The organism is Clostridium boliviensis (assembly GCF_033342255.1).
Classification (GTDB): Bacteria; Bacillota; Clostridia; order Lachnospirales; family Lachnospiraceae; genus Lacrimispora; species Lacrimispora boliviensis.
Genome location: NZ_JAWONS010000096.1, coordinates 68,212 through 82,489, shown reverse-complemented (window position 1 = coordinate 82,489; position 14,278 = coordinate 68,212). Strand labels below are relative to the sequence as shown.

Annotated in this window: 10 protein-coding genes; 8 read left to right on the top strand and 2 right to left on the bottom strand. The window is 42.5% G+C overall.

Annotation, left to right across the window (positions count from 1 at the left end; genetic code table 11):
• Positions 1-20 precede the first annotated feature (20 nt).
• The 8 genes from RZO55_RS03650 (at position 21) to RZO55_RS03615 (ending at position 11,979) form a co-directional block, all read left to right on the top strand.
• A complete protein-coding gene (locus tag RZO55_RS03650; protein ID WP_318062925.1) occupies positions 21-569 on the top strand; it encodes a TadE/TadG family type IV pilus assembly protein in 549 nt (182 codons plus the stop codon).
• 25 nt (positions 570-594) lie between these two features.
• Positions 595-1,164 carry a TadE/TadG family type IV pilus assembly protein gene (locus RZO55_RS03645; RefSeq protein WP_318062924.1) on the top strand — a complete coding sequence of 190 codons (570 nt, stop codon included), beginning with the start codon at positions 595-597 and terminating at the stop codon, positions 1,162-1,164.
• Positions 1,165-1,189: 25 nt separating this feature from the next.
• Positions 1,190-2,404, top strand: coding sequence for an ABC transporter substrate-binding protein (locus RZO55_RS03640; protein WP_318062923.1), 1,215 nt, complete (start codon positions 1,190-1,192; stop codon positions 2,402-2,404).
• A 30-nt stretch (positions 2,405-2,434) separates the two neighbouring features.
• Entirely contained in the window at positions 2,435-5,203 is a 2,769-nt protein-coding gene (locus tag RZO55_RS03635) for a Spy0128 family protein (RefSeq protein ID WP_318062922.1), read from the top strand.
• An 89-nt stretch (positions 5,204-5,292) separates the two neighbouring features.
• The gene (locus RZO55_RS03630; protein ID WP_318062921.1) at positions 5,293-6,255 is read left to right on the top strand and encodes a helix-turn-helix domain-containing protein; all 963 of its coding nucleotides are present in this window, start codon (positions 5,293-5,295) and stop codon (positions 6,253-6,255) included.
• A 100-nt stretch (positions 6,256-6,355) separates the two neighbouring features.
• Positions 6,356-8,356, top strand: a complete 2,001-nt coding sequence (locus RZO55_RS03625; protein WP_318062920.1) for a glycoside hydrolase family 31 protein — start codon at positions 6,356-6,358, stop codon at positions 8,354-8,356.
• A 544-nt stretch (positions 8,357-8,900) separates the two neighbouring features.
• Positions 8,901-10,733 (top strand): DNA helicase RecQ, encoded by a 1,833-nt coding sequence (recQ, locus tag RZO55_RS03620; protein ID WP_318062919.1) that lies wholly within the window; start codon positions 8,901-8,903, stop codon positions 10,731-10,733.
• A 124-nt stretch (positions 10,734-10,857) separates the two neighbouring features.
• The gene (locus tag RZO55_RS03615) at positions 10,858-11,979 is read left to right on the top strand and encodes a TRAP transporter substrate-binding protein (protein ID WP_318062918.1); all 1,122 of its coding nucleotides are present in this window, start codon (positions 10,858-10,860) and stop codon (positions 11,977-11,979) included.
• A 25-nt stretch (positions 11,980-12,004) separates the two neighbouring features.
• Here RZO55_RS03615 and RZO55_RS03610 read toward each other — a convergent pair whose 3' ends face one another.
• The gene (locus RZO55_RS03610; protein ID WP_318062917.1) at positions 12,005-12,685 is read right to left on the bottom strand and encodes a response regulator; all 681 of its coding nucleotides are present in this window, start codon (positions 12,683-12,685) and stop codon (positions 12,005-12,007) included.
• Positions 12,673-14,274: an ATP-binding protein gene (locus RZO55_RS03605; protein WP_318062916.1), complete on the bottom strand. Its 1,602-nt coding sequence runs from the start codon at positions 14,272-14,274 to the stop codon at positions 12,673-12,675. The genes RZO55_RS03610 and RZO55_RS03605 overlap by 13 nt, the downstream gene beginning before the upstream one ends.
• Positions 14,275-14,278 lie beyond the last annotated feature (4 nt).

Sequence of the window (14,278 nt, the reverse complement as noted above, 5' to 3'; positions counted from 1 at the left end):
GAACGGGAGGAGGAGGATTTATGAAATATTTTCTGGCTATCAAACAGGATAAAGGACAGGGAATGGTAGAATTTGCACTGGTCTTTCCTATTTTTATTCTAATTATTCTTTTTATAATTGAAGTGGGCTGGATGTCATACCAGCAGACTGTTTTTGATCAGAGTTACCAGTATTCCAGCTGGTCTGTCCAGGCGTCGGATTTCGGGGATTCTGATCCGATGGACACCTGCCCGGCCAAAGATGTCTACAGCGGAAATACGGTGTCGGACCCTTTGGTGGAACGAATAAAAGAGGCCAGTTTCTGGGGCTTTTTACCGGAGAATTTAACAGTCAGTGATGCACAGGCGGTAATGGAAAATAAAGAAGTAACCTTTTCGGTGCCAGGTCGGACACCGGGGGATACCGTAACAGCGATCAGCCGGACCCGCTATATGGATTTAAAAGCCACATTATCCTATGATATATACCCCCTTACCTTTTTAGGAAGGCAGGTTTTCGGATCCAAAGTAACAAAGAAAAAAAAATTAAGCTGCAGCCGCACTGTTGCCACCCAGCACAGATCTGAATAGTTTTGGCAAGAAAAAGGAGGAAAGCATGAAAAGTAAAACCAGGTGGAAAAAGAAATTAGCCTGTTTTGGCCGGGAAGATGGAAATATTCTGCTGCTTTTCGCCGGAAGCCTGACTGTCCTGATTTTTTTTATCGGGATATCGATGGATCTGGGGCTCATTTATTTAAAGCGCAATGCACTGATGAATCTATGCCAGCTTGTGAAGGAAGACAGGTTTACGTTCCAGGATTCCATCCGATATTCCGATAATCCAGGACTGGACAGTTTTTACTTAATTGAGGATGCAATGAGAAGGAATCAGTTTGATGGAACGGTGAAGGTTTATTTTAAAGAAGATACCCCGGAAACGAATTACCGGTATTACAAGATACGGACACAGCTCAGCGAAGAATATTCTTATACATTTCTAAAGATTTTTGGAGCTGATACGACTACTATTAACGTCTATTTTGACGGAGGGGAAACGTACGGAGAAGGGATTTCAGATGTCGTATGGCATCCTGCTTTACCGGTTTCCAGCTACAATGGTTCTTATACCAGCCAGCCTGACGGAAGCTGCGATTATGACAGTGCAGATATGCCGGATGGCTGGTGACGGATTAAAGATGAGGTAACTTAGAATGCAAAAGAAGGCTTTTACAACAGCCGTTTTTCTGCTTGCAGCGGTTTGTTTTCTTACTGCATGCAATAAGAACGGATTTATTTTAAATAAAAATCAAGTCAGGGAGTGTACGCTTACATTTTGGAATTGGGACACCGGACATGAGGATTTTTATGAAAAAATCGCATCGGATTACGAGAAGGAGAATGACGGAGTAAATATAAATATCAGGCTGGTTCCCTATGAAACTTATACAGAGGAGTGGCTGAAAGCGGCTTCAGAAGGTGAAACTGCGGATGTTTTTGCCATTCCTCCTGAAAGTCTTAATGAATTTATAAACAGCAGAAAACTTGAGGCGCTGACCTATGCAGATCTTATCCCTGCAGGCAGTGAAGGGGAGAAGACTTATGCACTTCCAGCAGCAGGCAGTCTTCCGGTGATTTTTTATAATAAAGAAATTTATGAACAGAATCAGTTAGTGGTTCCTGAAACACTTTCGGATTTTGTGACAAACTGTGCCATATTAAAACAGTCATCCTGCCAGCCATTTGCCATGTCGCTGACAGAGGAGGGGGTGTTTGACTCTTTTGATTTTGCGGCAGGGATTCTGGCAAACGGAAAGAGTTTAGATGGTGGAAAATCAGAAAAACAGGATTTTAAAAAGCTGCTGGCTAAAAATACGGGCTATCATGATCTTCTGGGAATTGCAATGGAGCTATCCCTGGATAAGGAACTTTGTGTGAAAGGACACCAGGCTTTATTGGAAAATTTTGCTCAGAATAAATACGCCATGATCTGCGGCACTACTGAGGACATTGCCTGGTTAAATAATAGCATGTCCACTTCCTATGGCTGGTTCTCACTGCCTGGAGAGGATTATACAAATGCAGGAGTATGGAAAGCAAATCACATGTTCGGAGCTGCAAAAAAGGGGAAATCAGTGAAGGAAGCAAAAAAATTCCTTTCCTATCTTCTTAACCAAAAGAATCAGCTGGCATTTTCTTCTGAGTTTGGGATGCTTCCGGCTGTAAGAGGCTTAAAGCCGGATGATAAGGAGATCAGGCAGGCATATGAACTGATAAGCGGGAAAAAGGAAGTGTATTATCCATTCTTCCACGCCATGTCTCAGGATGAAAGAACATTATGTGCAGAGAAATTAGATATGATATTTTCAGGCAAAGTAGCAGATCCGGAGGGCTTTTTGTCAGATTGGATCCGGGAACTGAAGAATTAGCTTAAGAAGGAGTGTGTGGAGGTAAAAGCAATGTTTAAAATAATAAGAAAAGGGCTGCCGGTTATGCTGCTGGCACTTTTTGGACTGTTTCTTTATCCAGGGAAAGTCCTGGCAGCTTCTGTCCAGCCCCTGACAATCTATGTAACTACTGTAATTGATAATTCCTCGGATTACCCGGATCAGGCCGGAAAGGTGTATTCCAGATATGATGCAAAACGGATCTACCAGATGTCAAAATCCGGCAGCTATCCAGCCTATTATCCATCCGGATATGAAACAGGAGTGGTAACTGTGAAAAACGGCCTCACATCAACCGTAAAGTTCTCTGGAAAATCTTCAGGCACAAACTGCAATACGGTATGGTTCGGAGCAAATGGATATACCGATTCGCATTTGAGTCTTGTCTCCGTAGAATACGGGGAAAACGTAAGTGCCTATACCTATAACGGAACAGGAAAAGCATCCGATCCATTTGCGACCCAGGCATATAACTGGATTTCTATTGGAGGTAATGCTCAAAGCGTCAACGTCACCCTCCATTTTAGATATAATCCGGATATTGATGAGGTCCCGCCAAAGGAGGTGCCGGAGCCGGATCATAAGAAAGTGATTGATTATCTGGGCGACGGTGCCGGGAATCCAGATACAGATGCCCATGGGGTTAATGATTACCGGATTTATCTGGATTTAACTACCAGCAGGGAAGAGGAAGCGAAAAAATCGGATATTATATTTGTTTTGGATGTGAGTAATTCCATGGAAGAATCAATGGGAGGTGCATCCAGGTTTGAGGTCATGAAACAGACGGTATACAATGCGGTATCGACTCTTTCAGAGAATCCGGATAACCGCTTTTCCATTATCACTTTTGGAACAAATTCCAATCTTGTGGTTTCCGGAAGTACAGACAAAAACAGTTTACTTCATACTATAAATTCCCTGGCTCTTCCAGGAGGTGCAGAGGGAGGAACAAATTATTACCAGTCCATGAATCAGGCATCGGAACTGATCGGGGGGATTTCCTCACCGGGAGCCGAGCAGGTTGTATTTTTCATTACAGACGGGCAGCCTACTGCAGCAACTCCTGCAGCCCAGGCACTGGGGTATTCCGTTTATACAGAGGTCGGAACTATTTATGCTGCTGATGCAGCCAGACAGATGCAGGGAGTTGACCGGTTTTATTCTATTTTCATGGGGAGCAGTACCGGAGGTGCATCGACGCTGCAGACCATTACCCAGATGGTAAATACCAGTATTGAAAAATATATGGTACAGGCGGCCAGTGCGGAACAAATAAACAATGCATTTAACAGGTTTTTGTCTCAGATCAGCAATTCATTTTACGATGTGACAATCAGCGACCAGCTTTCTGAGTACGTGGAATATATGGGAGATTTAAAGGTGATGCGTCAGACCGGAAGCGCACAGCCAGAATATTTATCAGATGGCAGCGATTATTTTGCAGGTTACGAAAATGCGGGGATAAATGTAAAACTTCTAAGCGGTACCTTGCCCGCCAGCCGTTATGTTGTGTCATTTAATGTACGCGCTTCCGATAAAGCACTGGATTCCTATGATACAAACCAAAGTTATCCCCATACAGGAGATTCTGACACGGATTATAAAGGCAACAGCACCAGTTCGGGGATGCCCGGATTTTACTCCAATGCAAAGGCCGGACTTACATATTCCTACGGCAATAGCGGCCGGGCTGAGTATACTTACAATAAGCCAGTAATCCAGGTTGTTGAACCGGAGCCTGTTCAGGCTGAAATCCAGTTAAAAAAGATTCTTACAGGAATGACGCTGGAAGCCGGAAGTTTCCAGTTTGAGATCAGCAAAATTACTGATGGGAACGAAATTCCTGTTGCAACAGCATTTAATGATGGGGAAGGCAATATTACGTTTCCTGCAGTAGAACTGAACAAACCGGGGGTTTTTCTCTATCATGTAAAAGAGATCATTCCCAAGGAGAAAATACCAGGGATGGTGTATGATACAAAGACAATTCAGGTAGAGGCAGAGGCTGCAAGATCCGGAGATGAGCTGAAAGCTCAGGTCCGTTATCCAGCGGATGTTTCCTTTGTCAACCATTATGAGCCTCAGCCGGTATCCGTCAGTCTGAATGCTCAAAAAAAACTTTCGGGACGTGCTCTGAAGAATGGAATGTTCCAGTTCCGTCTTCTTACCGGAAACAATGAGGGAGTGGAGACTGTGTCCAATAATGGGTCCGGAAAAATAAGTTTTTCCACGCTGACGTTTACAAAAGAAGGTACTTACACCTATCTGATCCGGGAATCTGTACCCATTCCTGCAGATCCCAATATAACGTATGATTTAAAAACAATCACTGCGAAAGTTCTGGTTACAGACAGCGGCGGCAAACTGAAGGCTGAGGTTTCTTATTGGCCAGATCAGGTTTTTAAAAATAGTTTTACTTACCAGACGGAATCGGCTGCTATTGAAGTGAAAAAAGTTCTTACCGGGATGCAGCTCACCGCCGGATTGTTTGAATTTGAACTGAAGGATATGGAAACCGGTGATGTACAAAAATCTGTAAACAAGGCAGATGGTACCGTCAGCTTTTTAAAATCCTATGATGAACCGGGTGAGCATACATATCAGATCCGGGAAATAGAACCTTCTGACCCAATCCCGTATATGAATTATGACGGCAAAACAATAACAGTTACAGTAAGGGCAGAAGATGATGGTTCTGGAAATTTAGTCACCACAGTGGAATATCCTGCAGATATAACTTTTTATAATACCTATAAGATCCGCGGAGGGATCTGGTAAGTATAGTTTACTCGATTAAGCTATGTTATAATTAACTAAAACTTCTATATCAATTAAATCATTAAAACAAGAAAGGTGTGATAAGCCAGATGGAACCAATGGAATCAGCAAGAAGATCAAAATATAAAGAACCAATCCAGCACGGAAACGCATTTTTTCCTTTCAGCATCCATGAAACAGACATCAGACTGCGGGAAGGAAAGACCTTTCACACCTTTTTTATGAATGGTGAGAAAATAGGAGGTCTTATGGGGGCGGAACAGGAAGCACCCCTGTACTTTCACTGCCACAGGGAACTGGAGCTATTTTGGGTATGCAAAGGAACAGTCAGAATCGGAATAGAAAATGAAGAGATTCAGGTAAGCGAGGGGGATGTTTTGTTAATCCGGCCAGATAGAATTCACGGCTCCAATGACTGCTTAAAAGAAGATCTTATTTACCGGACCATATTATTTAGCTACGACTTTGTGGGAAGTATGGAGAATGATGTCATCAGGCAGAACTACATTGATCCCCTGTTTTCCGCAGTTACCGGACCTTATATCTTTTTGTCATCGAAGCAGCAGAGCAGTGAATGGCTGTTTCACCTTTTAAATGATGCATACTGTGTTTATGAAAATAGCGGAAGGGGATTTGAACTGCTTTTAAAAGCCAGAATACTGGAGTTCTTCTATGAAGTGGTAAAAAATGGGAATATATTACAAAACCCGGAACAGACCAATGCAAGAATGGCCCTGTTTATGAAAAAGATAAATCATTACATATCAGAAAATTTTTCCGACAGAATCGAACTTAATGATGCAGCAAGGTACGTGTCCATGAGTAAGGGATATTTCTGCCGCTATTTTAAACTTGCATTTCACATGACATTTCATGAGTATCTGACTAATATAAGGCTGCGTGAGGCTGAGAATCTGGTGCGTACTACTCACCTTGGTATGGAAGAGATTGCAATACGCACCGGTTTTTCTAATTCAAATTACTTTACAGTCAGCTTTAAAAAGCATTATCATATGATTCCTACAAAATACCGGAACATATCCCGCTTATAAAGTTATTTTTTTAATAAAAGAGGTCAAGAAAAACAGGGTAACTTTATGTTCATACATCTAAAATAATAGCATGAGTTCAAAAGAAAGGGGCATGCAAAGTATGAACTATATCAGAGAGGAACAGGAAGCTATTATTTTTGAGAATGACGGAGAAACCCTTAGAATTGAACCGTGGGGTGAAAATTCCCTGCGGGTGAGAGCTGTGATGATGGGGGATATCAAAGATACGGATTACGCACTTCTTCCCCCGCCATTTAAGCCAGCTGAGATTGTAATTAAAGATGGGTTTAACGGAGAGATTACTAACGGATCAATTACCGCAGTTTTATCTGTGGATGACTGGCACAAACGGTGTCTGGTAAGCTTTTTTAACCAGAAAGGGGAACTTTTGCTGGAGGAAGAAAGATTCGGTGGAGCCCTTAATAAAAAAACCAGAGATTTTAAACCCAGACTGGGAGGGGATTATGAGCTGACAGTATCCTTTGCCTCAGACCAGTCAGAACGGCTGTACGGAATGGGACAGTATCAGCAGGAAGTTTTAAATGTAAAAAGCTGCATTTTAGAGCTTGCCCACAGAAACTCTCAGGCCTCTGTTCCGTTTGTACTGTCGGATAAAGGGTATGGCTTTTTCTGGCATAATCCTGCAGTCGGAACGGCTTCTTTTGGGAAAAATGTTACCCAGTGGTATTCACAGAACACGAAGCAGATGGATTACTGGATCACTGCAGGTGATACTCCGAAAGAAATTCTTAAAGCTTATACAAAAGCTACAGGGACACCTCCTCCCATGCCGGAATATGGTCTGGGATTCTGGCAGTGCAAGCTAAGATACTGGAATCAGGAAGAGCTTTTAAACGTTGCCAGAGAATATCATAAAAGAGGAATTCCCATAGACGTGATCGTGATTGATTTCTACCATTGGCCGAAATGCGGCGATTATCGTTTTGATGAAAACGATTTTCCGGATCCAGAGGTCATGGTTGAGGAATTGAATGGATATGGAACTGAACTTATGGTTTCCGTCTGGCCTCAGGTGAATTTAACCAGTGAAAATTATGAAGAAATGAAACAGAAAGGCCTGCTGGTAAAATCAGAGAGGGGAGTTCCCATAGCAATGAGGTTCCAGGGAGAGAATGCGTTCTTTGATGCGACCAATCCAAAAGCAAGAGAGTATGTCTGGAATTTATGCAGAAAAAATTATTATGACTATGGGATTAAAACCTTCTGGCTTGATGAGGCGGAACCGGAATTTTCCACCTATGAGTATGACAATTACAGATTCTATATGGGACCGGTTAATCAGATTGGAAACATCTATCCGCAGCTCTATGCCAAAACCTTTTATGACGGTCAGATTGCTGCGGGTATGGATACAGCGGTTAATCTGCTGCGCTGCGCCTGGGCAGGCAGCCAGCGCTATGGTGCACTGGTATGGTCCGGTGATATTCACAGTGATTGGAAGACCTTAAGAGAGCAGGTCTGTGCAGGTCTGAATATGGGAATAGCAGGGATTGCCTGGTGGACAACTGACATCGGAGGGTTCATGGGAGGAGATCCTGCAGATTCTTCCTTCAGGCAGTTGTTTATCCGTTGGTTCCAGTGGGGGACGTTCTGCCCTGTTATGCGGCTTCATGGGGACCGGACACCGTCAAAACCAGTTAATCATGCAGATGGAACACCGTCCATGCCAACCGGTGCAGACAATGAAATATGGAGCTTTGGTGATGAAAACACACCTATTTTAGAAAAATACATTTATTTCAGAGAGGCGATGCGTCCCTATTTACGTGCATTGATGAACGAAGCACATGAATCCGGCAAGCCTGTCATGCGCACTATGTTCTATGAATTCCCTCACGATGAGAGATGCTGGGATCTGACCAATCAGTATATGTTTGGTTCAGATATTCTGGTTGCGCCCATCTTATATGAGGATACATATGAAAGGGAGGTTTATCTGCCGCAGGGAGCAATCTGGACCCTGATCTATGATGGAACGGAATATGAAGGAGGACAAATCATTTATCAGACGGCCAAAATCGATCAGATCCCTGTTTTCCTTCGTGACGGAAAACAGAAAGAGTTGATTGGAAAAATATAATTTCCACCCCAAATTTCCCCTAATCACCAAAAAAAGTCTGAAAACTGGCTGAAAACAGCTTGTGAATTTACCAAAAATTACATGTAGAGTGCTAAATATTACATGAACGAAAAAACCCCAGTCTTTTGTAGTATAATCTTTTTAAATAGAACAGGAGGGGAGGAGATAAGATTTTTACTTCCATAGCATTTATAGTAATCGGATTGTTTATGATGTTAATGCCATATGAAAAATTTCTCGAAATTTTCCCGGCAGCCAAATCAAAAAGACGATAAAAGTTATAGGGGGCTTTTTTCTGATTTTTGGTTTTGGTCTCATATTTAATCTCAAACAATCAATGATGTATGAAAAGCTGTGATTTCAATCATTATAAAATGATGGGAATAACGACAAAAGAAAGAAGCAGAGGAGGTGGTTTCCCTGCTTCTTTCTTTATTACAGATAAATAACCAGAATCAAAATTTAAGAACCTGGGATCTGGAAAAACTCAGCTTAAGATGTTATAATAAAAAAATAAAGAAAAAGGAGCACAATTATACATTACATGGATAAATATCAAGTACTCAGGCACTATTTTGGTTACGACAGTTTCCGGGAAGGGCAGGAAATACTGATTGACAGCATTCTGGCAGGGAGAGATGCCCTGGGGATTATGCCGACAGGTTCTGGTAAGTCTCTCTGCTTTCAGGTTCCGGCTCTTATGACGGAAGGAATTACTTTAGTGATATCCCCTTTGATTTCCCTGATGAAAGATCAGGTTGCCTCCCTCAATCAGGCAGGCATTCACGCTGCATATCTTAACAGTTCTTTGTCCCCAAGTCAGTATCTGAAAGCCCTCGCTTATGCACGGGAAGGGCGCTATCCCATTATTTACGTTGCACCGGAACGGTTATTGACCGAAGATTTTTTGGAATTTTCCTTAAGTGTCCGGATTTCCATGGTGGCAGTGGATGAAGCTCATTGCGTATCCCAGTGGGGACAGGATTTCAGACCCAGTTATTTAAAGATTGTAGATTTTATTGAAAGACTTCCAAAACGTCCGGTCATCAGCGCATTTACTGCTACGGCGACGAAGGCGGTACGAGAGGATATTATTGATATTTTAATGCTGCAGGACCCTGCTGTTGTTTCAACCGGCTATGACAGGCCCAATCTGTTTTTAAGTGTGCAGTCTCCCAAGGATAAGTATGCCACGATGAAAAATTTTGTGGAGAGACATCCGGGACAGTGCGGAATCATCTATTGTCTTACAAGAAAGATGGTAGAGGAGGTCTGTGGGAAATTAAACAAAGAGGGATTTTCTGCCACCCGGTATCATGCAGGGCTAAGCGATGCAGAACGGAGAACGAATCAGGATGATTTTATTTATGACAAAAGTCTTATTATGGTGGCAACCAATGCATTTGGTATGGGCATCGATAAGTCCAATGTCCGCTATGTCATTCATTATAATATGCCGAAAAATTTAGAATCCTATTATCAGGAAGTGGGGCGATGCTCCAGAGACGGAGAGCCGGGAGAATGCCTGCTTCTTTATGGCGGTAAGGATGTGGTAACCAATCAGATGTTTATAGACAGCAATCAGGATAACCAGGAGCTGGACCCGGTCACCCGTAAGCTTGTGGAAGAGCGGGACAGAGAACGTCTGAAAAAAATGACCTATTACTGCTTTACAAACGACTGCCTGAGGGATTATATACTGCGCTATTTTGGAGAATATAAGGATAATTACTGTGGGAACTGTTCCAATTGTTTAACAGGATTCGAAACGGTGGATGTAACAGATATTGCAGCAGCCATCATCGGGTGTGCAGAAACCAGCAGGCAGAGGTATGGTGCAGCCGTGATTATGGATACTTTGCATGGCGCCAATACGGCTAAGATCAGGAATTACCGCATGAATGAGAATCCACATTACGCAGTTCTGTCAAAAGTACCTGTCTATAAGCTGAGACAGGTTATGAATCATCTTCTTTTAAATGAATATCTGTCTGCTACCAATGATGAATATGCCATTGTAAAGCTGACGAAAAAGGCAGGTGCCGTTTTAAATGGAGAAGAGACTGTATGGATGAAAATGGCAAAAGAGGAAGAAAAAGTTTCATCTGATAAGGCAAATAAAAAAGGAAAGAAGACTAGTTCAGCGGTACTTAAGCTGTCGCCGGAAGAAGAAATCTTGTTTGAGAAGTTAAGGACACTTCGGCTTAAAATCGCAAAAGAGGAAAAAGTTCCTCCCTATATTGTTTTTTCTGATAAAACCCTGATCCATATGTCCGTACATAAACCAAGGACCCGGGAAGACATGCTTTCTGTATCCGGCGTAGGTGCTTTTAAATATGAAAAATACGGGGAAAGATTTTTGGAAATAATGGATTGAAAAATTCTGCCAGGATATGCTTTAGGGTATCCTGGCAGATTTTTTTAATTGAAATACATATTTTGGGGCATAATGAAACAGAAAAACAGATCGAAATTTTCTGCAATCAGGAGGAGCTAATAATATGAAAAAACCACTGGCTTTCATGCTTATTGCCATAATCATACTATGTCTGAACGGCTGTGGTTCCGGTAGTGCAAAAAAAGAAAGCAGCAAAGCGGCCGCACAGACAAAGGAGGCAGAAGCAGAAGCAGCACAGGCGACTGCACAAGCGGCACTGGCAACAACCCAGGCAGTGAGAGCAACACCATCAGAGCCGGAGCTGGTCCTGAAATATGGAGAGGTAAACCCTGAGGGCAATATTGATACAAAGGTAGCTGAAAAGTTTGCACAATATGTATATGAACTGTCTGTAGGAAGAATAAAAGTTGATATCTATCCGGGTGCGGTTCTTGGGGATGAAAAGACGTCTCTAAATTCTTTAAAAACTGGGAACGGTCTTCTGGATTTATACCGTGCAAACACAAATGCACTGACTGGCTATGGTTTTAAAAAGCTGAATCTATTTGGTCTTCCCTATATTTTTGAAGATAGAGAAGGAATGTGGAAGGTATTGGATCATGAGAACCTTGGCAGGGCGTTTTTAGATGAGGGACAGGAGATTGGCGCCAATATGGTAGGTCTGTTCTACACCGATGAAGGTGCCAGAAATATTTTCACAACACAGCCAATCACAGGTCTTGAAGACATCAAAAATAAAAGAATCAGAGTTCCCGAATCTGTTCTTATGATGGACACCATATCAGCACTGGGAGCCCAGCCAATTCCCATGCGATATGAGGATCTGTACTATGCATTAGCAAGCGGTGATGTGGAAGGTGCGGAAAATCCCATACCAGGCTATCTGTCCAACCGTTTTTATGAGGTAGCTCCCTATTATCTGTTAAGCAACCATGTTTTCAGCCCCGGGATTGTCATGATATCAGAGCGGTTATGGGATTCATTAAGTAAAGAAGATCAGGCAATTCTAAGAGAAGCAGGAAGAATGGCTTCTGAATGGAACAAAAGAGAGATCGTTTCAGAAGAAGGGAAACTGGAAAAAGAAATGGTGGACAGGGGAGTAACCGTTATACCTTTAACTCCTGGGGAGGAAGAAGAAGCCAGAAAAGATGAAGAAATTGTCAGAGTCAGCTTTACTCCAGGGCTTGAAAAATACCTGCGGGAAATTATAAACATTCAAAAATAAAGAGTAACAGGTGAATTCTCACCTGTTACCTATTTACATACCGGTATATAATGGAAGGCCGTCCGCCAGTGGTATAATCAATGTCACTGACAATCTGTTTTTTGTCCAGAAGGTAATTCATGTATCTGCGAACGGTTACACGGGATAAATGAACCTCTTCCGCGACAGTTTCACTGGTGAGCGCATCGTCAGGATGCTCCTTCATATAAGATAGAATAATCTCCAGAGTCTTTTCCTGGAGGCCCTTGCGAAGGACGTCCTGCTGGGAAGAAGTTCCGGAAGAAATTTCAAAAAGGGAATCCAGCTGCTGCTGGGAGAAGGTCTCCTGTTTAAGAAGCTCCTGATGTTCCATAAACCGGGCCAGTGCATGGTTAAACCGGACGTACTCAAAAGGTTTTACCAGATAATCGATCACACCCAGTCCCAGAAGCTGTTTAACATGAGAAGCATCGGTCGCTGCTGTCACCATAATAACATCTATATGATTCTGAAGCTTTCGGATCTCGGTAAGTAGTTCCACACCATCCATGACCGGCATATACACATCCATAATTGCCAGATCAGCTGTATGGTCCTTTAAATAATGAAGCGCATCTTTTCCATTGGAAAACTGACCGGTTACCCGCAGATATTTGTTTAATTCCACATATTGTCTGTTAATGGAAGCTACCATGGGGTCGTCCTCAATAATGATTACCTGATACATGATGTCTCCTCCTCTGTAAATGTGATTGTAAATGAAGTTCCTGTATTTTCTTCAGATTCCATCTCAATGATACCATGATGCTGATCTACCAGTTCCTTAATCAGGCACATACCGGCCCCCCGGCCGTTCCCCTTCGTGGAAAAGCCTTTGTTGAAAATTTTATCCTGTATGCTGGCAGGAATTCCTCTGCCAGTATCGTCAACGGAAAGGATGCTGCCGGATTTCCATATATTAATCCCGACTTCAATTTCTTTCACTCCATTGCTTTGTTCATTTAACTCCTCGATGGCATTTTCAATCAGATTGCCCAGAATGGTAATATATAGTTCAACGGGCAGATGAAGCTCTGACTCTTCACAGGAGCTGTCTGGTTTGATGGTAAGGCGGATACCCAGTTCGCCTGCACGGATAATTTTCCCGATTAAAAGTGCGGCTATACTGGAAACCTGAATCAGTTTTGTCACCTCGCTTACAGCCACAGTGGAGGCCATACTGGTATGAAGAATAAAATCGGTTACTTTTTCAGGCTGTCCCATCTCGATAAAACCAAGAATAACATGGAGCTTGTTTTTGAACTCGTGATTTAAGGCGCGGAGCGTCTCTACCATGTATCTTGCTCCGGTCAGCTCCTCAGCCAGACGGGTGTATTCCGTCTTATTGCGGAAGATGGATACGGCTCCGGTGGTATTCCCGTTATCTATAATGGGAATCCGGTTAGATATAATGTGTTTTCCTTTTATCATCAGACTGATATTATATTCCGGGGTACCTGTCCTAAGGACGTGGGGAAGTCTGGTTTCCGGATAAAGTTCCGTCAGTTTTGTACCATATTCCGGAATGGAAGGGAGTTCCAATATCTTTTTTGCAGATTCGTTAATCAGAATCAGTTCTCCTTCGGTATTAATTGCAAAGATTCCCTCTTCCAGGGCATCCAGCACTTCTTTTCTTTCAATGTGTATTTTACGGAACTCCTCCGGCTTATATCCAAGAAGTATTTTCTTCAGCCGGTTATAGAGCAGTCCGGAAATAAGAAAGCCTATGGAAAGGAGTACCAGTGCCAGGAGAAAAAAGACAAGAAGAATATTCCTGGTAAGCTGGGATATGCTGGTGGTCAGCACGGAAACCATTACAAAACCAATGATTTCTCCCTCTTTATTTTTAACAGAAAAGAAAGCCCTTCGCTGACTTCCAAGAGTCCCTTTTCCATTGGTAATATAAGGGGAAGCACCATGTAAGATGGGGCTTTCATCACCGCCGACAAAGGTTTTTCCAATCAGTGCTTTATTATTATGATATAAACGGATGCTGTTTTTATCACAGATGGTGACTACATCAATATAATTAAGTTCTTTAGTCAGTTCATCCATACGATTATTAAATGCTTCGGATGGCTCCTTTTTATTTAACATGTCAGCCACTTGCGGCATCCCGGAGATAAAGATTCCGGCATTTTTAATGTTCATGTCCAGTGAATTTCGTTTGGTTACCAGATTATAATGGAGCGATACACCCAAAGCCAGTAAAATAGCAAGGACGATGCTGAAAATCTGGGATACATAAATCTGGTGTTCTAATGGTTTTTCTCTCATGCCA